Below are 24,467 nucleotides of genomic sequence, written 5' to 3'. Positions count from 1 at the left end.
TATTGGCCGTTGTTTCAGCTTGCGCTGGGATGGCGGCTTACGCCGGTGGGTTCAACGGGTGGTGGCAACACTTTAATCTTTTGAGGAAGATGGAGTGTCGCGATGAAGCAGCGTCGTCGGATATATTACACGGCCAGCCAGCGAGCGGAGATATGGGATCGTTGGCAGCGCGGGGAATCGATGAGTTCGATCGGGCGAAGGTTTGATCGAGAGTCATCGTCGGTATTTTCGGTGATTTCGCCGACCGGCGGTATCAGGCCCGCCGATCGCAAGCGTGGCCGCCTTGCGCTGAGCCTTGCCGAACGGGAGGAGATATCGCGGGGCCTGAGCGTCAGTGAACCCTTGCGTGCGATAGCACGGCGACTGGGCCGCGCGCCTTCGACGATCAGTCGCGAAGTCAGGCGTAACGGCGGCCTTGCACGGTATCGGGCGACCGTGTCCGATCAGGCGGCCTGGGACCGAGCCTTGCGGCCCAAGCCCTGCAAGTTGGCTTGCTCGCCGCCATTGGCCCGGGCAGTATCGGCCAAGCTGTGCCGCAAATGGTCACCAGAGCAGATTGCGGGGTGGCTCAGGCGCAGCTTTCCCGAGGAGCCGCATAGGCAAGTGTCGCACGAGACTATCTACAGAAGCCTGTACATACAGGCGCGGGGAGTTCTTAAGAAGGAATTGCTGGAGCATCTGCGCGCCCGGCGCACCATCCGCAGGTCGCGGCACGCCAGCCTCAAGCGCAACGGGCTGGGACAGATCAAGGATGCCGTGTCGATCAGCGAGCGTCCCGCGTCGGTCGAGGACCGCGCCATTCCCGGCCACTGGGAAGGCGATCTGATCGGAGGCACAAAGAACAGCTACATCGCGACGCTGGTCGAACGGCATTCGCGCTACGTGATGCTGGTCAAGGTCGCCAACAAGGAAACAAGGAGCGTGGTGTCGGCGCTGATCAGGCAGACGCAGCGCCTACCGCGCGAACTCTACAAGTCGCTCACCTGGGATCGCGGCAAGGAACTGGCCGATCATCCGCGCCTCTCACTGGCTACCGATGTCGAAGTCTATTTCTGCGATCCGCAATCGCCTTGGCAGCGCGGCTCCAACGAAAACACCAATCGTCTGCTACGACAATACTTTCCCAGAGGAACCGATCTATCGCTATACAGCCAGGCCAAACTGAGTGCCGTTGCCCGGCAACTCAACGAACGGCCAAGGAAAACGCTCGAATACCAAACACCCGCAGAGCGCTTTCAAGCCTGTGTTGCCGCCACCCGTTGAACCCACCACCCATTGCGGACGTTCGATCACGCGCTACGATATGACGATGGCGGTTTGGCAATTCGTTCTTGACTTCGTTCCAGCATCATCGGCCCGTATCGCTGGAGCCACTGCTGCACGGATGAGGCGCGAGCAACTCGATGAAATTCGTCTGGGTTTCTCAAGCACCGATGCCGATGTGCTGTTTGCCAGGCTTGGCACACTACTACCCGAGAAAAATTCTTGGTCCGCCAGCCTACGAATTTGGGGCGATGAGAAGACCGATGACATTCAGGTCTTCTTCGATGGGCAGGTCATTGAGGACATTCAGTTCCGCCTTAATGTGGCAGACCTCTCATTACATTTAGTCGGTGGTATCTGCGGACTCGCGCGCCATTTCGATTGCATCCTTGCCACGAGGGATGGGGCGATCCTTCTGCCGAACCGGGAAGCTGTCGTCAGAACGATCATGCAATCGCGGGCCATGAAGTTTGTTCGAGAACCGCAACGTTTTTTGGAAGAGGCAATCCGTTTGGACCGAGACGGCGCGTAGCGGCAGCTTACCACCCTTCATCGCCTTTCCGGGGCGCCGATCGCATCGTTTGGCGAGGTAAAGCCGCCCGACCGTTTTCAGGCAGTCCAAATCCGCGGCTTTAGCGGCGATGAGGGGTGGTGAGTGGACGTTAGCTTCCGACCTTCCAACGATCACCGAAAATTGCTGCCAGCTCCGCCAAATGCCAGAACTGCGGTGAAAATCGTCTGGAGCCAAAACCCAATTGGATGATCAATCCTCGGAAAATTAGATATAAATAAAAATCATATTAAATTCAGGCTGAGTGCTTTGATAGTACATTGGTTCGCTAATTCTGTTCAGCATGAAGGTCACCTCCCCGGCTTCGGGGTCGACGCTCATCACGGCCAGGTCGTATCCCGCAACATTAAGCAGTGGAATAGGCTTACCTGTTCCATATGCGACGTTCAGTTTATCTTTGAAGGGGCTCTCGGCGCCGGTCCTGACATCCCATAAACTAAACTTACCCCACGACGTTTCCTTTCCGTCGCGCATAGGGCGTAGATAGATCAGGAGATTGTTGCGGTCAGCCTCGATCCGCTTAAGCGTGAGATGGAATTGCTTCCCTTCTGCGTCTGGAGTGAGTTCCAGCGTATGGAACGGCACTGGCTCGATCTCGCGAGCGGCTTGCAATTCCTTGGACTTCGCCCCCCCAAGAAAAACATGGTCGAGCAGTCCGTCGGCGTTCTCGTCAGCAAAGCAGAAACGCACATACTGTTCCACATTTGAGAAGACGCTAGCGACCAGCTGGTATGACAGATCGTTGTGGGCCTTGATCTCCGCAGAACAATAATAGTGGTCGCTATTAAGCCCAGTTCGCTTCGCGGAGGCCCCCGTGGCAGCAAATCCTTCCAAATCGAGATCTGTACCAACGTCTTGGACGAACCTATCGATCGAGACGGTTATTTTACGATCAAGGCGGCCCAAATTCCAACGCATAAACCGGCTAGAAGCGATAGATTCCCCTACCTTGATCTTAAATGGCGTACCAACCGGGGAATTGGTTTCCATTGGCACGAGCACGGATCGTGCAGATTGCAGCGGCAATCGCCCTGCCGTTAGGGTCGTCAAAAGCGCAAAGAGCCCCAACGCCTTGACCAGTTTCGATCGACGCCCCCAACACACCAGCATTGCCATTACCCCATGATGATATTGATTCCGACTCTAGCTAACAGCAATGGTTCCATGCTCCAATTCGGTTTGTTCCATTCCCCCACACATAACTGCACTCGTCAAAGACGATCGAATAAAGATCATATGTAGAATTTGGGTTAGCCGAATGGTGCTCGACTGACGCGGAGATGAGAGTTTGTATATCCGGCATGGGGCGTGTCCGGAATGGCAGGAAATCTCCTTTGTCGGCGATGCGCTATACCGAAGGCGATGGGCAGCTATCTGCCGATGTGAGCCGGTGAGACGCCTTTTTCGCAACCGGCCTCCACGTTGTCATCCTGAACTTTTGTCAGGATCCATGTCTATACCCATGCTTGTTGTTGGGCATGGAAACTTGCCCTCGGTTTGGGCGATTTGGCGGCGAAGCTTTCGGTGGGATGGATCCCGAAACAAGTTCAGGATGAGGAACTGCGCGACGGCACCTTGCCTTCGCAACAACCATCTTCGTCATCCTTGCGCCGGCGGGGATTCCGCTATTCCGACGGACGCGGCGCGGTAAAAGGCTGCGGGTTCCAGCCTGGGCGACGGAGTTTGAGCGTTGGGCAGGCGTCTACCCAGCAAGCCCTCAGATCGCGCCCACTTCCCGCAATTCCGCCATCCTTGCTTCATCGATACCGATCTCCGCCAGCACTTCGGCGGTATGTTCGCCCAGCATGGGCGGGGCCATGCGGATGGTTGCCGGGCTGGCTGACATCTGGGCGAGCGGGCTGGCGATGAGGTCCACCGAACCGCTTTCGGCCCAGGCGTGCGGCGTGGCGGCGCGCAAGTTCCGGTGCTTGACCTGCTCATCCTCCCACACGTCCGCCAGTTCGTTGTAGCGCGCGGCGGGGATGCCGACGCCGTCGAGCATGTCCTGCATCCGGGTGACGGTGAAGCCCGCGCTCCAGGCGTTGATGAGGTCCATCAGTTCGGCGCGGTTGGTCTTGCCGCGCTTCAGGTTGCTGTCGAAGCGCGGGTCGGTGAACAGTTCGGGCTGCTCCATCAACACGGTCAGGCGGCGATAGTGCTCGTCGGTGCCGGCGGTGAGGTAGATGATGCCGTCGGCGCAGCGCATCAGGTCTGCCGGGCCGCCGCCGTTGCCGCCGTTGCCGAGGCGGGGAGGGGCCTGCCCGCTGATGAGGTAATCCTGCATGATGTGGCTGACCATCGCCACCGAACTGTCGAGCAGGGCGATGTCGATGAACTGGCCCTCGCCAGTTCGGTTGCGGTATTGCAGCGCGCCGAGGATGGCGAGGGCGGTGTTGTGGCCGGTCACGAAATCGACGAGGCTGGGTCCGGTCTTGAGCGGGCCGCCGCCGGGCTGGCCTTCGGGAAGGCCGGTGACGGCCATCATGCCGCCGGTGGCCTGGAACAGCCCGTCATAGCCGGGCCGCGCCGCCATCGGGCCGGTCTGGCCGAAGCCGGTCACCGAGCAGTAGATCAGGCGCGGGTTGATGGCCTTCAGGCTCTCGTAATCGAGGCCGAAGCGGGCCAGATCGCCCACCTTGTAATTCTCGATCAGCACATCCGCCGTCTTCACCAGCTCCTTGAGGATGGCCTGACCTTCCGGCTTGGAATGGTTGAGCGTGATGGAGCGCTTGTTGCGGTTGGACACGGTGAAGAAGCTGGAATGGCGGGTCTCGATCCCGTCCTTGCCGGGCACCCACGAGAAGCCGTAGCCGCGCCCGTCGTCCCCCACGCCGGGGCGCTCGATCTTGATGACGTCGGCGCCGAGGTCTCCGAGGATCTGCGCGCCCACGGGGGCGGCGAAGACGCGGCTCATGTCGATCACGCGGATGCCGGCCAATGCCGCCTTGGCGGCGCTCTTGTCGTTGTTGCTCATCGTCCGAACCTAGTCAGAGCGGAGAGGCGGGCCAAGGCGGGGGGCGGCGCTTATCGCAGCGACGATCAAGGCGGCCTGCCGCCCAAGTCAGGGCTTATCCCGCCCGCCAAAGCCGGTTAGCGCGGGCGCAACGGACACATGAAAAAGGGACTGGGCGAGATGAAGACGGCCATCATCACCGGGGCAGGCAGCGGCATCGGCCTTGAAACCGCAAAGATACTCCATGGCGAAGGCTTCGCCATCGTCGGCGTCGGTCGCAGCAAGGACAAGCTGGCCACGCTGGAGGCAGAGATCGGCAACCCCGACCATGTGCTGGCGATATCGGCGGACCTTACCGACCCTGCCGCGCCCGCGCGGATCGTGCAGGCCGCGCTGGACCGGTTCGGCCGGATCGACGCGCTGGTGAACAATGCCGGTGTCGGCAGTCCGAAGCCGCTGGACGAAACCGACGACGAAACGCTGGACGATTTCCTCGACATCATGCTGGTGGCTCCGTTCCGCCTGTGCCGCGATGTGATCCCGCACCTTTCGCAGGGCGCGAGCGTGGTGAACGTCACCAGCACTTTCGCGCATATCGGCGGGCGGCGGGGCGGCGCCTACTCGGCGGCGAAGGGCGGTCTCAAGTCGCTGACCGAACACATGGCCTGCGAATACGGCCCGCGCGGCATCCGTTCGAACTGCGTGGCGCCGGGCGTGACGATGACCGACATGGTGCGCCACCGTTTCGAGGATGAGGGCTTCAAGCGCGCCAATGTCGAAACCACGCCCTATCCGCGGCTTGCCCAGCCCGAGGATATCGCTTCGGTGATCGCGTTTCTCTGCCTTCCCGGCAGCGAGATGATCAATGGCCAGTCGATCGTCGTCGATGGCGGCTGGACGGCGACGAAATACCTCTCGCCCCGCGTCACCCGCACCACATGGGTCGAGCCTGACGGAGAGTAAGCGGGATTAAGGCGCGGTGCAGACCACGTTTCCGCCGCGCCGTTTCGCCTCGTAAAGCGCCGCGTCGGCCCGGTGGAACAGGGCTTCCGGATCGACGCCCCCGGCGCTGTCGGGGAATGCCATGCCCGCGCAGGCGCCAAGCGGGAGGTAGCGTTCCTGCCAGATCACGGGAGAGGCCAGGGCGCTCATGCGGTGCCGCACGCATATCTCGAGCCCCATCCGCGATCCCGTGCGGCCCAGGATCATCGCGAATTCGTCACCCCCGATGCGGGCGATGAGCCGGGCTTCGGGGAACGTGGCGCGCAGCCGGCGGGCGAAGCCGGTCAGGCAAGCATCGCCGGCGGCATGGCCCCACCTGTCATTGACGGCCTTGAAGGCGTTCATGTCGAACAGCACGATGGCGCCGATGTCCGAAAGGCTATCGTCACCGGCGGGTCGGTCGAGGAATTCGGACTGGAAACGGGCGCGGTTGGAAAGGCCGGTCAGCGCGTCATTCTCGGCCATCTGGCGAAGCCGTTCCCAGCGCAGGCGTTCCTCGGTGATGTCCTGCTTCATGCCATAGAGACTGACGGGGCGGCCGTTCTCGACGCGGGTTGCCGCGGTCAGGCGCATCCAGCGCAGTTCGCCGTCGGCGCGCCTGATCTGCGCTTCCATCGAGAATCCAGAACGCGCGGCAATGGCCTGCGAGCGTAGCCGCTCGAGCGTGGCGCGCGAATCCTCGGCGTAGAATTCCAGCGTTTCGCGGCGGTCCATCTGGCGGTGGAGCGGGGCGCCGAAGATCTGGAACACACCTTCCGTCCAGGAAAGCTCTTGCGTCCGCAGATCGCAGGACCAGGCGCCGATCGATGTCAGTGCCGCTGCCTGCGCGTATAGCTGCGCCGGATCGCTTGCGATCATGCGGGCAGCGCCGGGCGCGGGGGTCGTGCGGGACTGGATGACGGCGTGATCCAAAAGGCGGGAACCTCGGGGGGAAGAGGGTCGCGCTCCGTTACGGGAGCTTGGCTTAGGGGTAAGCACTTAAGGTAAAAGGAATACTAAGCATAGGGTCTTGAATGGTCTCCGGGGGGCATCATTCATTGCCGTTTCGCCAACGGCGATGCTCCCTCCCGGTCAAGCTGGCGCGGTTGTTCGCCGGCCGCCGGGCGCCGATAATGCCGCCTCAATCGATCGGGAAGAGGCGATGATCCGGGGCATCCATCATGTCGGCGTGAACTGCCGCGACCTTGCGCGAATGACGCGTTTCTACTGCGAAGCCTTCGGTTTCGAGCCAGTGGACGAAGGGTTCGGCTGGGCGGACGAGCCGGTGATGGACCGCATCGTCGATGTGGCCGGATCGGCGGCGAAGGGCGTGATGTTGCGGGCGGGGCAGTGCTATCTCGAACTGTTCGAGTATTCCGCTCCGCCTTCCGACATCGCCCGGCCGCTCAGGCCCAACGATCGCGGCTATACGCATTTCTGCATCGATGTGACCGATATCGAATCGGACATTCTCCACCTGAAGGCCTGCGGCATGACCTTCGGCGACCGGGATTTCGTTGACGTGGGCCATGTAAGCACGATCTACGGCTACGATCCCGAGGGCAACGTGATCGAGGTGCAGCAATGCATGCCGGGCAACGGCTTCACGCTGGAGGAACTCGGCCAGGGAAATGCGCTGCGCGCCCGGGCGGAATGAGGGGATCGGAGCCGATGCCTTCCCCGGTGTAGCGGCTGACCGAGCCGCGCAGGCTGAGGTCGGCCGCGAAGGTGTGGCGGGCGATTGCTCCGTCCGTGATCCGGGTGAGCGCCTCTCGCGCGATGGCGGCCCAGGGGACGCGCATCGATGTGAGTGGCGGCAGGGTCCGGGCCGCCAGCGGCGTATCGCCGAACCCCACGACCGAGAGTTCACCCGGCACCGAAGTTCCGGTTCGCGCGGCGGCATGGAGAACGCCGGCCGCCATCTCGTCGTTGCAGCAGACGATCGCGCTGGGGCGGGGGCTGACGTCGAGCAGGAGCAGGCCCGCCTCGATCCCCGATTCGAAAGTGCCGTTCCCGGAAACGACGAGGGGCGGCCCCCTTCCGCCCCGGTCCGCCATGGCATCGAGGTAGCCCTGTTCGCGCAGGCGCGGTCCGGGCGAGGTTTCCGGTCCGGCGACAAGGCCGATGCGGCGATGCCCTTCGGCCGCCAGCCAGTGCACGAGTTCGGCCATCGCCGCGCGGTCGTCACAGGCAAGGCCGGGTTCGCCGGGCCGGGAGCAGGGCACGCCCGCCGCTGCGCACATTTGGGCAAGGGCGGGATCGGACGAGAGCGGCGGCAGCAGGATCGCGCCGCTCGGGCGGTGAGCGGCCAGGAACCGCTGCAATCGCTGTGCGGGATCGGCGGCGAGCAGATGGACGGCCAGGGCCGGGCCACCGTCCTGAAGTTGTGTGAGAAGTTCGGTTTCCATCACGCTGGCAAGGGCGGGGTCCGAGCCGTCGTGCAGTAGGACGATGAGCGCGGGGCGAAGCCCTGCGCTGGCCGGTTGGCGATGCGCGAAGCCCAGTTCCGCCATCGCCGCCTCGATAAGGCCGCGCGTATGTTCGCTGATGGTTGCAGAGCTGTTCACCAGGCGGCTGACGGTCTTGCGCGAAACCCCTGCGAGCCGGGCGACATCGTCCATGGTGGGGCGCGAAGGAGGTGGCATCCGGCCATCATGGGAGGGCTGCGCAGACCCCCCAAGCACAATCCGCCCCGATCCGGATCGGTCGCCCGGCAATGCCCCTGCGACGACCTGATACAACCCCGTTATTGCGGAAAACGGGCGAAATCCCTAAGTGGGCCGTGCTTCCGCACTGGCGGATCCGCCCACCCCACCGGAGAATGATGAAGCCCGTCCCGTCGCAACGCCACTATGGAATGGATTGGCTGCGCGTCGGCGCGTTTGTTCTGCTGATCTTCTATCACGTCGGCTTTTCGTTCACGCCGTGGGGCTATCAGACCCCCACGCGCGGTGTCGTGGCGTGGGCCGAGATCCCGCTGCTCGGCCTGAGCGCATGGCGTCTGGCGCTGCTTTTCGCGATCTCCGGCTATGCCAGCGCGGCGCTACTCAAGAAGGACGGCAACAACCGCGTTTTCCTGAAAAGCAGGGTGCTGCGCCTTGGCATTCCGCTGCTGTTCGGGTTGACCGTGGTGGTGCCGCCGCAGCCCTACATGGGGCTGATCAACAGCGGCTACGCGCATGGCTACGGCTATTTCCTGCTGCACGACGCCTTCAGCTTCCGGAAGGTGGGCTATGAAAGCCTTCCTGCGACGATGCACATGTGGTTCGTGATCTACCTGCTGGTCTACACGCTCCTGCTCTGCTTCGCCCTGATGGCCTTGCCCGATGCATGGCGTGCCAAGCTGCAAAAGGCCGCGGAGCGCGTGCTGTCCGGTCCGGCCCTGCTTCCGGTGGGCATCGGCCTGATCTTCCTTGTCCGCCTGATCCCTTATGGCTGGACCGACATCCACAACCTGCTGCAGGATCGGGCCGCGCATCTGCATTACGGCGGGATGTTCCTGTTCGGCTTCCTGCTTCGCGGATCGGTGCCGATCCAGCAGGCGATAGCGCGGCAGTGGAAAGTGGCGCTGGTGCTGGGGATCGCGGGCTATGCGTGGGTGATCCGGGATTCGCTGCTCTATCCGGGAAATATTCCGACCCCGGCTGCCTGGGAGCAGCCGCTTTCCTTCGCCAAGTCGATGCAATGCTGGGGCACCGTGATCGCGCTGTTCGGCATTGCCGACCGGTTCTGGAACTTCGACAGCCGCTGGCGCGTGACGCTGGTGGAAGCGGTCTTCCCGATCTACATCGCGCACCAGACGGTGATGGTCTTCGTGAGCTACGGCCTGCGCGACATGGGACTGACCGCGCTTCCGGAATTCCTGACTCTCTGCCTCACCGTGGCGGGCGGTTCCTGGCTGTTCTATCTCCTCGGGCGCGAAATCGGCCCGCTGCGCCCCCTGATCGGGCTCAAGCGGCACCGCACCCGCAAGCCTGTAGGTGAAAAGGAACCGGCGCTGGCCTCGATCGGCTGAGTTTCGGTTCTAGCGTGCTTCGGCAAGTTGCCGGTCTCGCCCCCGCAGGACATCCCCGACCTCGCAGGAGGAGAGCCCGCGAGGTCGGAGTCTACAAGTCAATCGCGCGCCAGCAGCAGCGCTGCCGCCATCGGGCCGCCGCCCGAGGTGGCGACCGCGAGCTTGGGGTCGCCGCCGATCTGCCGTTCGCCGGCTGCGCCGCGAAGCTGGGTCACGGCCTCGTGCGCGAAACCGAAACCGTGCAGCCGGCCCGCGCCGAGCTGCCCGCCGAACGTGTTGAGCGGCAATTCGCCATCGCGCGCGATGCGCTTTCCACCTTCGATGAAGCGGCCGCCTTCGCCCTTGGGGCAGAACCCGAGCCCTTCCAGCCAGGTGATCGGCAGGAACGCGAACCCGTCGTAGAACTGCACGGTATCGACATCGGCCGCCGTGTAGTCGGTGCGGGTCCAGAGATCGGCGCCGGTTTCGTAGGCGGCGAATTCCTCGACCTGATCCCACGAGTAGCGATCCACCGAACCGGACATGGCGGCGATGCGGATCGGCGTTGCCGTGACTTCGTCCAGCGCGTCACCCGCCGAGACGATGACGACGGTGGAAGCGTCCGAGAAGCGGTCGCAATCGTAGAGGCACAGCGGCGTGGTGATCATCCGCGCCGACATGTACTTGTCGAGCGTCAGTTCTTCCTTGGTGATCGCCCGGGCGCGCGGGTTGGCCATGGCGTTCTTCGAACCGTTGATGGCGATCTGGGCGAGCTGTTCGCGCGTCATGCCGTAGCGGTGCATGTGCCGGGCCGCGTACTGCGCCGTCCAGCAGGCTGCCGATGTGGCCCAGAACGGGCTGGTCCACTGCGAGGACCCGGTGACGGTATCCTGCTTCGCGCCGGACATGTACTGAGCCGGATCGGCCATGCCGCCCGCTTCGTAGACCGTGCGGAAGCAGATGACGTGGCGGCAGACCCCCTGCTTCACAGCCATGGCCGCCATGCCGATGGCGGAGAGCTGCGCGGGCTGTTCCATCGCGCCCATGTGCCACTTCGACTTGATGCCGAGCACTTCGATGAGGTCTTCGCTGCCGACCGGGGAGAAGGCGGTATAGCCGTTCATCTTGCCGGGGTAAGTGAAGACGCCGTCGATCTGGTCGAGCCGGAGCCCGGCATTGTCGAGCGCTTCGCGCACCGCATCGACCGTGAGAAGCAGCGGATGGCGCGGCAGGCGCACGCCGACTTCGGACTGGCCGACGCCGGTGATATAGGCTTCCTTGCCGGCCATCAGGCGACTTTCTCGAAGAGGGGATAGAATATGCCGTCCTGTTCCTCGAATGTGACGCGAACCTTGTCCTCGAAGTCCACGGTTTCCACGGGGCTACGGACGATGTTGGTGGTGAGAAACACGCCGGGCGCGCCGTCCAGCTTCACGCGGGCGATCACGTAAGGCACTTCCAGCCCCTTGGCCCAGGGCTGGTGGTTCACCGTGAAGCTGTCGATCGTGCCGGTTCCGGGAACGGCGTGGGGGGCAACGTTCTCCGATTGGCAATGGCGGCACAGAATGCGCGGCGGATGCGTGAATTCTCCGCAATCGCCGCAACGGGTGATGTTGAGCTGTCCTTGGCCACCGCCGGTCCAGAAGGCGGTGTTTTCCTGGTCCAGCTTGGGCTTGGGCCTGGGTGGATTCATGTCGGGTCTCTCCCCTGTTTTGCCGGGACAGTTCGGTGTGGCGGGGCTTTGCGTCAAGGCGAGCGGGGGATTGATCGCGGGGGCGCGCGCGATCCTTTCCCCGCATTCACCGCTCAGCGCAGGCCGGGCATGATCTCCTCGGCGATCCACTGGGTGTAATCGCGATAGGCCTCGATTCCGGGCAGATTCGGGATCGGGATCGAGCTCCAGGTAACGCCCCATTCGGCCAGTTGGCCAAGCCGGTCCAGAAGCTGCTGCCCGGTCTGGCCGGGCCGGGCGGAAGGGTCGTGCTGTACTTTGTGCCCCTCACCGACGCGCGCTGTGGAAATGCCGTAGAACACGTCGGCAAGCTGGCCGTTGTAGTCCGGCTGCGAGCGGATGAAGTCGATCCTGTCGGGGATCGTCTCGGGCTTCGTCAGGAACGGCCACCAGCCTTGCGCATAGCGCGCGGTGCGCTTCAGCACGGCATCGGCATCGCCGCCGAACCACACCGGGATATGCGGTTTCTGCACCGGCTTCGGTTCGAAAGCGACATCGCGGAAGGAGACGTACTTGCCCTCGAATTCCGGGTTTTCCTGGGTCCAGAGCGCGAGGATCGCCTGGATGTATTCCTCCGCCATGGCGCCGCGTTCGTGGAAGGGGATGCCGAGCAGGGCGAACTCCTCCTCCAGCCAGCCGACTGCGAACGTGATCGTCACGCGGCCGGAAGAAAGCCAGTCCATCGTCGCCAGCGCCTTGGCGGTGACGATCGGGTGCTGCGCGGGCAGGATGGCGATGCAGGAATTGACCCGCACCCGCTCCGTGGCCCCGGCAAAGTGGCTCATCGCGGTATAGGCGTTGAAGTAGAATGGGCCGGAAAGATCGACGTGGGCTTTCGGGATCACGTGATGCTCGGGCACCGCGATCATCTCGAACCCCAGCTTTTCCGCCCATTTGGCGAGCGCGGTCTGGTCCGCGCCGGTGACGGCCAGTTCCCATGGCTGCATCGTTGCCTTGAGTTCGAGCATGTGCGGCATCGCGAATGCGAGTTTCAAGAATTCACCCTTCAGTCGATCACTTTGCGGGCTATCAGATCGTCCATTTCGCTTTCCGACAAGCCCAGAAGCTCGCGGTAGACATAGCCATTGTGCTCCCCGAGCAGGGGAGCGCCGCGTTCGACCTGCGGGCCTTCGGGGCTGATCCGCCATGACGGGCCGATGATCGGACGGGTGCCGTTGCGGTGATCGCTGACCATGCGGAAGGCGTCGCGGCCCCAGAGGAAACCGTCCGAGCAGAGGTCCATCGAACTCATCGCCTTGAACGCCGGAACGCCTGCGTTTCTGAGCTTTTCGGCAAGGTCTGCGGCGTGGTGCGGGCGGGTGAGCGCGGAGAGTTCGGCATCGAGTTCGGCGCGGTTGGTCAGCCGGTTCGCCAGCGTCGTAAAGCGCGGATCGGTGGCGAGGGCAGGGGCGCCCAGAGTGTTGCAGAGTGTGCGCCATTCGGCCTCGTTCGCCACTGCGATACTTGTCCAGTCGCTCTCGCCGCAGGAGTAGAAACCGTGCGGGGCCATCTCCGGGTGGTGGTTGCCGTCGGCCTTGGGCACGTCTCCGGTGACGCTGGCGGCGAAGAGGCTGTCTCCGACGAGGCTGGTCATCGCCTCCACCGCCGACAGGTCGATGAACTGGCCTTCGCCGGTGCTCTCGCGGTGGTGGAGCGCGGCCACGCAGGCGAGTGCGGCCAGCGCGCCGGCGGTGGAATCGCCGTAGCGGATGTTCATGCCCTTGGGCGTCTCGCCCTCATGCCCCACCAGCGCGGTGAGGCCGGAGAGCGCGGCGAAGCAGGGGGCGTAGCCGGTCTGATAGCCCAGCGGGCCGTCGCTGCCCCACATCTTGATCGCGCACTGGATGAGGTCCGGCTTGATCGCCTTGAGGCTTTCGTAATCGAGCCCGGACCGTTCCATCGCGCCGGGGCGGATGTTGTCGATCAGAATGTCGGTCTCGGCGATCATGCGCTTCACGAGGTCCAGCCCCTCGGTGGTCTTCATGTTGACCTGAACCGAGAGGATCTCCTGATTGATCGACAGGAAATAGGGCGCGGCGTCGATGTCCACGCCGCCATAGGCGCGCATCTCGTCGAGGTTGGAGCGGGATTCGATCTTGATCACTTCCGCGCCGAGGTGGGCGAGCAGCTTGCCCGCGTAGGGGCCGGCCCAGACTTTGGTGAGTTCGACAACGCGGATGCCGGCAAGGGGGCCTTTCCGGTCAGGAAGCGGCATCGAGGATCTCCTCCTGATCGGCGCCGAGACAGGGTGCTGCCGCCTTCACCGAAACCGGCGTGGCGCTCATGCGGTAGGCGGCGGTGGGGTAGGAGACGTCTCCGAACGCCGGATGCACCGCCTGCTGGAAGAAGCCGCGATGGACGAACTGTTCGTGGCGGGGCAGGTCATTCGCGGTCTGGACCGGCACCATGGCGACGCCCGCCTTCTGTGCGGCCTCGGTAATCGGATGCTTGTCCTGCCGGGCGATCCAGCCTGTGAAGTGTTCGCGGAATTTCGCGACATTGGGCGCGGTGCAGTCGAACTCCAGCCAGTCCTCCCGCAGTTCCTGCGTCCAGTCCGGATCGCCCATCAGCGCGCAGAGGCCCTTCCAGTGCGCGCGGCTGGTCATCAGCAGGAAAACATGCCCGTCGCGGCAGGCAAAGGACGTGCCGGGGCCGCCCATGTCGTAGGCGGTGCGCGCGTCGCTGGGCTCCGCCTCGCCCGCCAGCATGCGGTCCAGCACGCAGTCGATGCGGTTCAACTGCACTTCCACTTCGGAAATATCGACGAACTGGCCCTGACCTTTGCGGCGCAGGCGCAGCAGCGAGGCCATGGTGGCCAGCGCGGCGTCGATCCCGGCTTCGTAGTCGGAGAGGAACCGGCCTGCGCCTTTCAGCGGCGGCTTGTCGGCAGGCGTTTCGCTGGGGCTGTGGTAGGCCCAGCCGCCCGCCGCGATGACGTTGATCGGGCGGGCGGATTGCCAGCCTTCCGGCGCATCCTGCCCGAACGGCGTGACCAGCGTGTGGACCAGCGCGGGATGCGCGGGGGCGACCGCTTCGGGCGTCAGGCCCATCGCCCGGCACCAGCCCGCGTCGTGATCGTCGATCAGCGCATGGGCGCGGGTCAGCAGGCGGTCCAGCACCTTGTGATCCGCGGCATCGGCAAGGTTCAGCACGACCGATTTCTTGTTGGTGTTGAGGTAGGCGAACAGCGTCGATTCCCCCGCCGCGAACGGCCCCATCGCGCGCGTCGGAGCGCCGCCGGGGCGTTCCACCTTGATCACTTCGGCGCCGAGATCGGCCAGCAGCTTGCCGGTATATTCCCCGCTCACCCGCTCGGCGACCTCGATCACGGTAAGCCCTTCAAGGGCGCCTCTACTCGTCATAACGATTGCCCGTCGTCGATCGTGAATGTGGCGCCCGTCACTTGCGCGGAGGCGTCGGAAAGCAGGTAGAGCAGGGTGGGCGTCAGCGCCTCGGCATCGAGCAGGCGGCGGCGGTGGAGGGCGGCGATATCGGCTTGTCCGCGCTCGCTGGCGAACCAGTCGGTGTTGATCTCGGTGGCGATCCAGCCGGGTTGCAGGGTGTTGACGTTGATCCCCTGCCGTACCCATTCGCGCGCCAGTTGCCGGCCCAGGTGGGCAAGACCCGCCTTGGTGGCCGCATATAGGGCATCGCCGGTGCCGTTCTGCAGCGCGGTGATCGACCCGATCAGCACCACGCGCCCGCGTTGATGCTCGCGACTGCCGCCCGCGATCAACCGCCGTCCGGCCTCGCGCGCGACCAGCATCGCGCCGAGCAGATTGGTATCGAGCACGCGGCGCAGCCCGTCTTCCGGCACATCGGTGGAACGGCCGCCGGTGCCGACACCGGCATTGCAGATCACGCCATCGATCGTGCCGAACCGGGCCTCTGCCGCATCGAAGGCGGAGCGCACCGAAGCCTCGTCCGTCACGTCCAGTTCGACGGCCAGTGCCTCGCCCAGTTCCGCCGCCAGCTTGGCGCAGCGGTCCACCCGCCGCGCGCCCAGCACGACGCGTCCGCCCGCAGAGGAAATGGCGCGCGCGAAACCGGCGCCGATCCCGGAGGAGGCGCCGGCGACGAAAACAGTGCGACCCGATAGTGAAAACGTCATCAGCGTTGAAGGGCCCTAAAGTCAGGTTGATAGGGCGGCAGCGCCATGTACTTGTCGATGGTCTGTTCGAAGTGGCGCACGCGCACTTCCTGATAGTCGCCCAGGGTGATGCCGGGCTTGGCGCTGGCTTCCAGACCTTCCTGCTGGGCGTAGAGGTTGTCGGTATCCTGATCGAGGATATGGCCGAAACCGGGGTCCATGCCCTGCGCTTCTGCAAAGGACTGGTGATCCTGAAGGATCTCCACCTCGGCAGTCTCTACCTCGCCGCCGTCCTTGGGCTTGGGCCGCATGAACATCACTTCGTAGATCGTGCGGCGATGGTCGCGCGCGTCGGGGCGGAAACGGTAGATCATCGGCAGCGAGATGCCGGGGAACAGGAACAGGTTCGGGAAGAACGTGTAGCTGTAGGTATCGAGCAGCTCGGTATCCGAAACGTGGCTGAGATCGGTGTTCGTTGCCGTTTCGAACATGTCGCGGAACATGTCCGCCATCACTTGCCGCGCGCGCTCGCCCGCCTTCAGTTCGGGCTTGCTGCCGCCCAGCGAGGAACTGTCGCCCAGCGTGAAGTTGGCGATGATGTCCGCCTCGCTGTACTTGTCGCGCAGTTTGGGGCTGACCACGCCGAGCGTGGAGATGAAGCGGTCCACGTGATCGCCGTAGACATCGTACTGAGAGTTTACGTCGCCATTGGCGGGCGCGACTTGCGGGTGCGTGTCGCCGACGTGATAGGCCTCCATGAAGGCCTCCATCGTCAGCTTCCAGTTGGCCGGATAGCTCTTCTGGACGTGGAGGTAGATGTAGCGATCCTCCAGCTTCCACGCCTTGAGATGAGCGAGGGCCTCGGCGCCGAGGTACTCCTCAAGGCTGGGCGCGGCGGGGTCCATGTTGATCCAGACGAAGCCGCCCAGCCGCTCCACCCGTGCTTCGGGCAGGCACATCTTCCGCGTGGCGACATGGGCGAAGTCCCACTTTTCAGGGATTTCCTTCAGCGATCCGTCGAGGTTCCAGGTCCAGCCATGGAACGGGCACTTCAGCTTCGCCGCGAAGCCCGCCGTGCCGGAGGGCTTGAGCTTGGTGCCGCGATGGAGGCAGGCGTTGAAGTAGGCGCGGATCTCGTCATCGTCACACCGGGTGACGATGAAGGAGTACGATCCGATATCGTAGACGTAATAGTCGCCCACTTCGGGAATGTGATCCTCACGGCAGGCCATCTGCCATGTGCGCGTCCACATCCGCTCGAACTCGCCCTTTGCGAAGGCGGGGTCGGTGTAGCGTTCCTTGGAAACGTCCTCGCTGCCGAGGTAGTGGTAGCTTTCGCTGGCCGCCCAGGCAGGCGCAGCGTTGCGGTCGGCGGCGATGATGTCCTGCGTGGATTCGGCGGGGCAGCGGGCCTCGCCGGGCTGCAGCGTTCCGGTGGCGACGTTCATTCCGAGGCTCCTTATTCCGCCGCTTCGAGCGTCGGCGTGCTCGCATGTGTTGCGAGGGCAGGGCTGATTTTCTGGACCGCGCCGTCCTTCATCACGAAGGCGACCTTTTCCGGCCCGGCTAGGATGGAAATGTCCGCAAGCGGATCACCGTCGACCAGGATCAGGTCGGCCAGATTGCCCGGCGCCAGAGTGCCGAGTTCGCCGCCGTATCCCATGGCGAGGCCGCCGTTGCGGGTGGCGCAGACCAGCGCCTCGGCCGGGGTGTAGCCGTAGAAATCGACGAAGGATTTGAGGTCGCGCCCCTGCGTACCTTGCGGGCTCCAGCCGAAGCCATAGTCGCCGCCGATCAGGTGGCGGATGCCACGCTTGCGCAGTTCGGTGTGCGTCTTCACCGAGTTTTCCAGCAGATCCGGAATGTTCATGTAGCCGCCCAGTTCGGGGGAGAGGCCATGCGCCGAAGCCTCGCCCGCCATGATCTGCGCGAAAAGGCCGACGGTGGGCACCACGAAGATGCGGTCCCGCGCCTCCTCCATCATGTCCAGCAGCTCCTCGTCCACGTATTCGCAGTGGAACAGGCCGTCCACGCCCGCCCGGACGCAGTGCTTGGAGCCTTCGATGGAGCGGGTGTGGGCGTTTATCTTGCGGCCATAGGCATGGGCCGTCTCGGCGGCGACGCGCACTTCCTCGAACGTCATCGGCGTCGTGTTGCCGGGGGTGCCGGGGTAGAACGGATCGCCCGAGACATCGAGCTTCACATTGTCGATCCCCTCGCGGCAGTGGAGGCGCACGGTCTTGCGCATCTCTTCCACGCCGTCGACGATGGCGGAGGGGCCGATCCGCGGATTGTGGAGCTTGCTCTCATCCCCCATCGCGCCGGTGACGGAGATTTCGAGGCCGCCCGCACGGATGCGCGGGCCGGGCAGACGGCCGGCGTTGACCTCGTCCCGCACGGCGACGGCCAGTTTCAGCTTCGCTTCGGACGCACCGTAGGCAGAGGTAAAGCCCGCCTCGATCAGCGCCTTGGCCCCGCGCGCGGCGGTGAAGACCTGCGTTTCGGGACAGGGGGTGATCAGATCCTCGGTCGCGCAGACATTCTCGAACGAGAGGTGCGCGTGGCCTTCGACCATGCCGGGCATCAGGAACATGCCGCTGGCGTCGATCGTGATGTCGTCCGGCTGCGCGACGGTTGCGGTGCCGACTGAGGTGATACGGTTGCCCTCGACCACAAGGTCGCCCTTGATCGTGCTTTTGCCCGTCCCGTCGAATATCGTGGCGTTCTGGATCAGTGTCCGTCCCACGGTTTTTCTCCTTCTGGCCACGGGTGTTCTCGTGGCTCTTGGGGAGGCAGGTTAGGAGGGAGGTGCGGCGCGGCAAATGACGGGCCGGGCAGAGGGCTTGTCCTGTACCGGAAGGCCCGGCGGCTACGTGGTGGCGGTTTTCCTGCTGGGGCAAGTCGCAAGGCACGGGGAGCGCTTTGCGCGGCCTCCCGGCTGCGGCATCACCTATGAAAACCAAACGAAGAGGACCGGGCCGGACTTATGGGCAACCTTCATGTCACCATGACCGACATCGACGGCGTGAAGCACGAATTTTCCGATGTGGATGAGGGCGTGAGCCTGATGGAACTCGGCCGTGGGCGCGGGGTTGCCGGGATCATGGGCGATTGCGGGGGAGGCTGCGCCTGCGCGACCTGCCACGTCTACATTTCGCAGGACTGGTGGGACGAAGTGGGTGAGCCGGACGAGGTGGAGTTCGCCATGCTCGACATGGTGGCGGACGTCATGAAGGACACCAGCCGCCTGGGCTGCCAGATCAGGATGAGCGATGATCTGGACGGCTTGGAAGTCACCGTGGCGCATGCGTCGGGGTACTGATCCTTCCCCTCGGGGCAAGCCTTGGTTCGAGGGCGGGCATGGTTGGCCGTCGCCGCGCGGTCCATAGAACATGACAAGAGGCGGCACGAACCGCTGCATCAATTCACGGGACAGGGTACATGGCAACGTCAACGCAAATTGGGGCAAGCGAAGACCGGATCAGCGCGCGGCGGGAACTCACCGCCGAAGAGCAGGCGCTGCTGGGCAGCGGTTCGCTGGCCGATACCGCGATCCAGGCGCAGCCGAACCCGTTCTACCGCGTCATGCGCCACGGCGATCCGATCCACTATGACGAGCGGCTCGGTTCCTGGCTGGTGACGCGGCACGAGGATATTGCGCAGATCCAGTCCGACCCGGTGACCTTCTCGGTGAAGCACGGCTATTCCGAACAGCAGGCGCGCGGGATGCGGGAGGAGTTTCAGGCTTACCTCGAAGAGCATGGCGGGGGCTATTTCCCGGACGCGATCATGTCCGATCCGCCCTATCACACACGCATCCGCAAGCTGATGGAGCAGGCCTTCACCGCGCACCGCGTGAAGGAACTGGAGCCGCGCATCACCGAAGTGGTGCGCGGGGTGATCGCCGATGTGGTGGCGCGCGGCGATGGCCGGTGCGACGGTGTGAAGGACATCGCGATCCCGCTGACCATCCGGGTGATCGTGGAGCAGCTCGGGCTCGATCAGGGCATGGAGGAGCAGATTTCGCGCTGGTCGGTCGCGGTCACCGCGCAGATCGGCGCGATGCAGAGCCGCGAGACGATGCTGGCCAATGCCGCGCAGATCGCGGAGCTTCAGCAATACCTGATCGCCAAGATGAGGCAGCGCGAGGGGAACCCGTCGGAAGACATGCTTTCCGATCTGGTTCATGCGCAAGTTACCAATGAGGATGGCGGCAAGGAGAAGCTGACTTTCGCAGAGGCTGTCTCGCTGGTGCGCGCCACGCTGATCGCGGGCAACGACACCACTGCGACCGCCATCGGCAACCTGTTCTACGTCCTCACCACGCGCCCCGGCATGGCCGAACTGCTGGAGAGCGTGGCGGACGACGATCGCCAGCTGGGTCGCTTCGTGGAGGAGCATTTGCGCGCCGAACCGCCGGTGCGCGCGCTCAGCCGCATGACCACGCGAGAAGTCACCGTGAACGGCACGACGATCCCCGCCCATGCGCATATGCTGCTGGTCTACGGATCGGGCAACGATGACGAAACGGTGTTCCCGGAGCCGCGCAAGTTCGACCTGACCCGCCCCAATCTCGGCCGCCACGTGGCCTTCGGCGGCGGCCCGCACCGCTGCATCGGGCTGGCGCTGGCGCGCATGGAAGTGAAGGTGGCCGCGCGGGAGATCGTCCGGCAGATGAAGAACCTGAAGCTGGCCATTCCCGAAAGCGCGATCCGCTACACGCCCACCGTCGCCACGCGCACCATCGAGTCGCTGCCGATAACTTTCGAGGCGCGCTGATGGAACTTGCGGGCAAAGTGGCCGTCGTCACCGGCGGCGCCAGCGGCATCGGCCGCGCCACCGTGGAACTGTTCGCGGCGGAGGGGGCAAAGGTCGTCATCGCCGATATCGCCGACGAGGCAGGCGCGGCGCTGGCGGAAAGGCTGGGCGTTTCGGCGGTCTACCAGCGCACCGACGTATCCGATCCGGCGGCGGTGGAGGCGATGATCGAGGCCGCCGTCTCCCGCTTCGGCGGGATCGACGTGCTGTTCAACAATGCGGGCATGTCCTGCGGCGCGTTTCCCAGCTTTCTGGACGATACGCTGGAGGATTTCGACCGGGTGATGCGCGTCAACGTGCTTGGGCCCATGCTGGGCACGCGCAATGCGGCGCGGATCATGGCGAAGGCAGGCCCAAATGGTCAAAAACGGGGCGGCGTGATCCTCAACAATGCCTCCATCGCCGGCACGCTCGCAGGCCATGCGATGATGACCTATCGCGCGTCGAAGGCGGCGCTGATCCAGTTTTCCAAGTCCTCCGCCATCGATCTGGCGCGGCACGGCATCCGGGTGAACTGCATCGTGCCGGGCCATGTGCGCACCGAATTGTCCTCGTTCGGAGAGAAGGGGGCCGAGAACGGCCTTGCCGCGCGGATCGAGGAGGGGGTGAATGCGGTCTACCTCTCCAACCAGCTCATCAAGCGGCGCGGAGAGCCGGAGGACGTGGCGCAAGTGGCGCTGTTCCTCGCCAGCGACCGTTCGCGCCACATGACCGGCGCGGTGATCCCGGTGGAAGGCGGCGTGACCGTGGGCGATCCGGTCAACCATCTGGAGCAGATATTCGACGCTCGCGCCGCGGCATTCGCGGCGATGGAGCGGCTCGACGGCTGAAGACCCCGAAGACGGGGCGAAGCATTGGAAGCGGTGGTGTGCCGCTTCCCGGGGAGGAGAGGGACCATGAGGAACTGGCTGAAGGCCGCGCTGGCGGCTGGAACGGTGCTGTCTGGAATGGAGGGCGCCTATGCACAATCGCAGCAGGCATCGCCGGGCGGCGTTACGATCCACGAAGGCGATATCGTCGTCACCGCGCGGCGGCGTGACGAGAGCCTGTCCACCGTGCCGGCGGCGATCACCGCCCTCAATGCCACCGATCTGGTCGAGCGCGGGGTGAAGACCGATTCCGACCTGCAACGCATCGCGCCGGGCCTGACGATCCGCCAGACGCAGGGCAACAACTCGCTGACCTATTCGATCCGTGGGCAATCGGCGGATACGTTCTCGGGTTCGCCCTCGGCGGTGATCGCCTACCTCAACGAAGTGCCGCTGACGATCAACAGCGCCTCCTCGTTCTACGATCTCGAGAACGTGCAGGTCCTGAAAGGCCCGCAGGGCACGCTGTTCGGGCGCAATGCCACCGGCGGCGCGGTGCTCTACAATTCGGCCAGGCCCAGCGACAAGCTGGAGGCGGCGCTGACCGGCCGGGTCGGCAATTACGGCATGTGGGAAGGCGAGGGGATGCTGAACGTGCCCCTGCTGGCGGACAAGATCCTGCTGCGCGGCGCCTTCGACGTGATCCGCAAGGACGGCTACATCCGCAACCTGCTCAACGACGAGCGTCTGGGCGACATCCGCCGCGACAGTGGCCGTGTGACGCTGACGGTGGAGCCCACCGACACGATCAGCAACACCACCATGCTGCAATATACCAACACGCGCGGCACCAATACCGGTGCGTCCTACACTTACAGCGTCTATTCCTGCGGCCAGACCAACAACGGCTTCGCGCTGACCTGCGGGGCAGGGCTGCTGTTCGGGCCGACGCTCGATTCCGTCGCCGGACCGGGCGCGTGGGAGGCTTATCTCGCCGCGCATCCGGATGCCTATGCGCCGGGCCTGATCGACTACGTGAACGAACAGCGCCGCATCGGGCCCTACAAGACGCGCCATCCCGGCGGGGCCAGCCACCATGGCAAGGACTGGTTCCTCACCAACACCACCGAAGTCGACCTGAGCGACAGCGCCAAGCTGCGCAACATCTTCGGCTGGTCGGATTCGAAAACCCGCTCCGAACAGCCGCAGCTCGGCGCGCCTTTCGTGACGATCCTGACCGCCAATGCCGCTGCGGGCGAATTCGGAAACCAGCTGAAGGTCCGCTCCGTCTCCGAGGAATTGCAACTGGTCGGCGATGCGATGGATGGCAAGCTGGACTACATCTTCGGCTATTACTTCCAGAAACAGCGCAGCGACACGCTCTGGCCGCAGACCTATTTCGATGTCTCGCCGATCATTCCGCCCAGCTACGTCACCAACAACTTCCGCATCCGCAACCGGACCAATGCGGTCTACGGCCAGGTGTCCTATGCCGTGTTGCCGGACCTGAAGCTGACCGGCGGCCTGCGCTACACCTGGGAGCGGGTCTCGATCGCCCAGTTGCCCGGCGCGACCTATACTTACGGCGCGCCGGACCAGAAGAAGACCTTCTCCGATCCGTCATGGGAAGTGGGGCTGGAGTACAAGGTTTCGCCGGAGTGGTTCGCCTATCTCAAGACGCGCGGCAGCTTCCGTTCGGGCGGCTTCAACGGTGCGGCCCCGCCGGTCAACGCGACGGCTACCGATGGCGGCAACCTGTTCAATTCCGAACATACGCAGGATATCGAAGGCGGCCTGAAGTTCGCCGGTGACGTGATGGGCCGCCCCGCGAACTTCGCCAGCGCCGTGTTCATCCAGTGGGTGCAGGATGTGCAGCGCGTGGAGTTCCCCGATCCGGACGGCCCCGGCGGGCTCGCCTCGATTGCGGTGACCGCCAATGTGCCTTCGGAACGCATCTGGGGCTTCGAGGTGCAGGGCAATCTCCGCCCGGCCCCATGGCTCGAACTGGGCGGTTCGGCGGCCTATACCAAGGCGACGTTCACGAACGGAAACATCGAACTGTTCGGCACGCCCTATTCCTATGGTCCGGTAGGCGATACGCCCGAATTCTCCGGAACGGCCTATGCGCAAGTCTTCCTGCCGGTGGGTGAGGAGGCGGGCGAAGTCTCGCTGCGCGGCGACCTTTACGGGCAGACGGCGCAATACTTCTCCAATGCGGCCAATTCGATCGCGCCGGGTACGAAGCTGCGGGGCTATGTGCTGGTGAACGGGCGGCTCGACTGGAACGGGATCATGGGATCGGACTTCTCGGCCGCGCTCTTCGTCAAGAACGTGACCGACCAGGCCTATTTCGTCGGCGGCATGACGCTGGCCGCAGCGCTGGGCCACAATGCCGCCGCCGTGGGCGAGCCGCGCACTTACGGGCTGGAGATCCGCTACCGGTTCTGAACGAAGGCGATGATTTCTCCTGCCAGCCTGGCGGGAATTTCGAGGTTGAGCAGGTGGCCGGCACCTTCATGGTCGATCCGGGACACCTGTTCGCTCGCGGCATCGATCAGGGCGGCCATGAGCCGGAAGTCCTCGGTGTCGTGGCTGCCGGTCAGCAGCAGGGTCGGCGTGGCGAGATCGGTCAGCCGCTCGGCCTCGGGCAGTTCCGGGCGCTGGTCGTCCTGTATCCATTGGCGGCCGTGAAAGGCTTCTATCCCGGCGCGGAGCCGCTGCGATCCGGCGCTTTCGCGCGTGGTTTCGAACAGGGGGTGATTCCACCAGAGCTCCCGGGCGGACGCGATATCGCCGCCCCGTGCGGCGCGGCCGATCGCTTTCCAGCGCTCGACCCAGTCTGCGCTCCAGGACCAGCCCAGCATGAGCGGGCTGACCAAGACCAGCCGCCGCACGCACTCCGGGTGGTTCAGGGCGAAGTTCAGCACGGTGCCCCCGCCAAGCGAGAGGCCGCACAAGTCCGCCCGCGCAATGCCGAGGGTGTCGAGCAGGGCGAGCAGGTCGTCCGAATGGGAGAACGGCACGCCGGGAGCGCCGGTGGAATCGCCGAAGCCGCGCTGGTCGTAGGCGATCAACGGAAGGTCGGCGGGCAGGGCGGCCACGATCGGCTCCCAGTCGTGCCGGGAGCCGCCGAAACCGTGGACCAGTACGAGCGGCGTCCCGGTTCCCTCGCGGCGGTATCCCGAAAGCGTGGCTCCGCCGGTTTCGATGCTGAAGTCTTGCGTCATGCGCAGGAGGCTAGCGCCCCCGCACGCAT

The 24,467-nt window shown here is 64.5% G+C and carries 22 protein-coding genes; 9 read left to right on the top strand and 13 right to left on the bottom strand.

What is annotated here, in order from left to right:
* Positions 1 to 102: 102 nt before the first annotated feature.
* Positions 103 to 1,263: an IS30 family transposase gene (locus U9J33_RS13565; RefSeq protein WP_324695151.1), complete on the top strand. Its 1,161-nt coding sequence runs from the start codon at positions 103 to 105 to the stop codon at positions 1,261 to 1,263.
* Between the two features lie 46 nt (positions 1,264 to 1,309).
* Positions 1,310 to 1,795 carry a hypothetical protein gene (locus U9J33_RS13560; RefSeq protein ID WP_324695995.1) on the top strand — a complete coding sequence of 162 codons (486 nt, stop codon included), beginning with the start codon at positions 1,310 to 1,312 and terminating at the stop codon, positions 1,793 to 1,795.
* Between the two features lie 246 nt (positions 1,796 to 2,041).
* On the opposite strand, the gene U9J33_RS13555 is transcribed toward U9J33_RS13560, so the two are convergent.
* Positions 2,042 to 2,824, bottom strand: a complete 783-nt coding sequence (locus tag U9J33_RS13555) for a hypothetical protein (protein WP_292636425.1) — start codon at positions 2,822 to 2,824, stop codon at positions 2,042 to 2,044.
* Between the two features lie 727 nt (positions 2,825 to 3,551).
* Entirely contained in the window at positions 3,552 to 4,808 is a 1,257-nt protein-coding gene (locus tag U9J33_RS13550; protein ID WP_324695990.1) for a CoA transferase, read from the bottom strand.
* 138 nt (positions 4,809 to 4,946) lie between these two features.
* Here U9J33_RS13550 and U9J33_RS13545 point away from each other — a divergent pair, with 138 nt between their 5' ends.
* A complete protein-coding gene (locus U9J33_RS13545) occupies positions 4,947 to 5,750 on the top strand; it encodes an SDR family oxidoreductase (protein ID WP_324695988.1) in 804 nt (267 codons plus the stop codon).
* 6 nt (positions 5,751 to 5,756) lie between these two features.
* On the opposite strand, the gene U9J33_RS13540 is transcribed toward U9J33_RS13545, so the two are convergent.
* Positions 5,757 to 6,701 (bottom strand): GGDEF domain-containing protein, encoded by a 945-nt coding sequence (locus U9J33_RS13540; RefSeq protein ID WP_292636423.1) that lies wholly within the window; start codon positions 6,699 to 6,701, stop codon positions 5,757 to 5,759.
* A 229-nt stretch (positions 6,702 to 6,930) separates the two neighbouring features.
* Between U9J33_RS13540 and U9J33_RS13535 the strand changes: the two genes are divergently transcribed.
* Entirely contained in the window at positions 6,931 to 7,425 is a 495-nt protein-coding gene (locus tag U9J33_RS13535) for a VOC family protein (RefSeq protein WP_324695984.1), read from the top strand.
* Here U9J33_RS13535 and U9J33_RS13530 read toward each other — a convergent pair.
* A complete protein-coding gene (locus U9J33_RS13530; RefSeq protein ID WP_324695982.1) occupies positions 7,373 to 8,413 on the bottom strand; it encodes a substrate-binding domain-containing protein in 1,041 nt (346 codons plus the stop codon). The genes U9J33_RS13535 and U9J33_RS13530 overlap by 53 nt on opposite strands.
* A 176-nt stretch (positions 8,414 to 8,589) precedes the next feature.
* Between U9J33_RS13530 and U9J33_RS13525 the strand changes: the two genes are divergently transcribed.
* Positions 8,590 to 9,783 (top strand): acyltransferase, encoded by a 1,194-nt coding sequence (locus tag U9J33_RS13525; protein ID WP_324695980.1) that lies wholly within the window; start codon positions 8,590 to 8,592, stop codon positions 9,781 to 9,783.
* Positions 9,784 to 9,881: 98 nt separating this feature from the next.
* On the opposite strand, the gene U9J33_RS13520 is transcribed toward U9J33_RS13525, so the two are convergent.
* From U9J33_RS13520 to U9J33_RS13485, 8 genes are all read right to left on the bottom strand, one after another.
* Positions 9,882 to 11,051 (bottom strand): thiolase family protein, encoded by a 1,170-nt coding sequence (locus U9J33_RS13520; RefSeq protein ID WP_207906105.1) that lies wholly within the window; start codon positions 11,049 to 11,051, stop codon positions 9,882 to 9,884.
* Positions 11,051 to 11,455, bottom strand: coding sequence for a Zn-ribbon domain-containing OB-fold protein (locus tag U9J33_RS13515; protein ID WP_324695976.1), 405 nt, complete (start codon positions 11,453 to 11,455; stop codon positions 11,051 to 11,053). Before U9J33_RS13515 ends, U9J33_RS13520 begins: the two co-directional genes overlap by 1 nt.
* Positions 11,456 to 11,568: 113 nt before the next feature.
* Positions 11,569 to 12,489 (bottom strand): TIGR03619 family F420-dependent LLM class oxidoreductase, encoded by a 921-nt coding sequence (locus tag U9J33_RS13510; RefSeq protein ID WP_324695974.1) that lies wholly within the window; start codon positions 12,487 to 12,489, stop codon positions 11,569 to 11,571.
* Between the two features lie 11 nt (positions 12,490 to 12,500).
* A complete protein-coding gene (locus tag U9J33_RS13505) occupies positions 12,501 to 13,709 on the bottom strand; it encodes a CoA transferase (RefSeq protein ID WP_324695972.1) in 1,209 nt (402 codons plus the stop codon).
* Complete coding sequence (locus tag U9J33_RS13500) at positions 13,696 to 14,856, bottom strand: CaiB/BaiF CoA transferase family protein (RefSeq protein ID WP_324695970.1); 1,161 nt, start codon at positions 14,854 to 14,856, stop codon at positions 13,696 to 13,698. Before U9J33_RS13500 ends, U9J33_RS13505 begins: the two co-directional genes overlap by 14 nt.
* Entirely contained in the window at positions 14,853 to 15,605 is a 753-nt protein-coding gene (locus tag U9J33_RS13495; RefSeq protein ID WP_324695968.1) for an SDR family NAD(P)-dependent oxidoreductase, read from the bottom strand. The genes U9J33_RS13500 and U9J33_RS13495 overlap by 4 nt, the downstream gene beginning before the upstream one ends.
* The gene (locus U9J33_RS13490) at positions 15,605 to 17,032 is read right to left on the bottom strand and encodes an aromatic ring-hydroxylating dioxygenase subunit alpha (protein ID WP_324695967.1); all 1,428 of its coding nucleotides are present in this window, start codon (positions 17,030 to 17,032) and stop codon (positions 15,605 to 15,607) included. The genes U9J33_RS13495 and U9J33_RS13490 overlap by 1 nt, the downstream gene beginning before the upstream one ends.
* 11 nt (positions 17,033 to 17,043) lie before the next feature.
* The gene (locus tag U9J33_RS13485) at positions 17,044 to 18,330 is read right to left on the bottom strand and encodes an amidohydrolase family protein (protein ID WP_324695965.1); all 1,287 of its coding nucleotides are present in this window, start codon (positions 18,328 to 18,330) and stop codon (positions 17,044 to 17,046) included.
* A gap of 261 nt (positions 18,331 to 18,591) precedes the next feature.
* Between U9J33_RS13485 and U9J33_RS13480 the strand changes: the two genes are divergently transcribed.
* The 4 genes from U9J33_RS13480 (at position 18,592) to U9J33_RS13465 (ending at position 23,659) form a co-directional block, all read left to right on the top strand.
* A complete protein-coding gene (locus tag U9J33_RS13480; protein ID WP_324695963.1) occupies positions 18,592 to 18,906 on the top strand; it encodes a 2Fe-2S iron-sulfur cluster-binding protein in 315 nt (104 codons plus the stop codon).
* A gap of 119 nt (positions 18,907 to 19,025) precedes the next feature.
* A complete protein-coding gene (locus U9J33_RS13475) occupies positions 19,026 to 20,363 on the top strand; it encodes a cytochrome P450 (protein ID WP_324695962.1) in 1,338 nt (445 codons plus the stop codon).
* Positions 20,363 to 21,232, top strand: coding sequence for an SDR family oxidoreductase (locus tag U9J33_RS13470; protein ID WP_324695960.1), 870 nt, complete (start codon positions 20,363 to 20,365; stop codon positions 21,230 to 21,232). Before U9J33_RS13475 ends, U9J33_RS13470 begins: the two co-directional genes overlap by 1 nt.
* 66 nt (positions 21,233 to 21,298) lie before the next feature.
* Positions 21,299 to 23,659, top strand: coding sequence for a TonB-dependent receptor (locus tag U9J33_RS13465; protein ID WP_324695958.1), 2,361 nt, complete (start codon positions 21,299 to 21,301; stop codon positions 23,657 to 23,659).
* Here the strand turns inward: U9J33_RS13465 and U9J33_RS13460 are convergent.
* Positions 23,647 to 24,438 (bottom strand): alpha/beta hydrolase, encoded by a 792-nt coding sequence (locus U9J33_RS13460; RefSeq protein WP_324695955.1) that lies wholly within the window; start codon positions 24,436 to 24,438, stop codon positions 23,647 to 23,649. The genes U9J33_RS13465 and U9J33_RS13460 overlap by 13 nt on opposite strands.
* Positions 24,439 to 24,467: the final 29 nt, after the last annotated feature.

Source organism: Novosphingobium sp. RL4 (assembly GCF_035658495.1).
In the GTDB taxonomy this organism is placed as follows: Bacteria; Pseudomonadota; Alphaproteobacteria; order Sphingomonadales; family Sphingomonadaceae; genus Novosphingobium.
The sequence above is the reverse complement of the archived record's forward strand: the minus strand, read 5'-3'. Positions and strand labels throughout refer to the sequence as shown.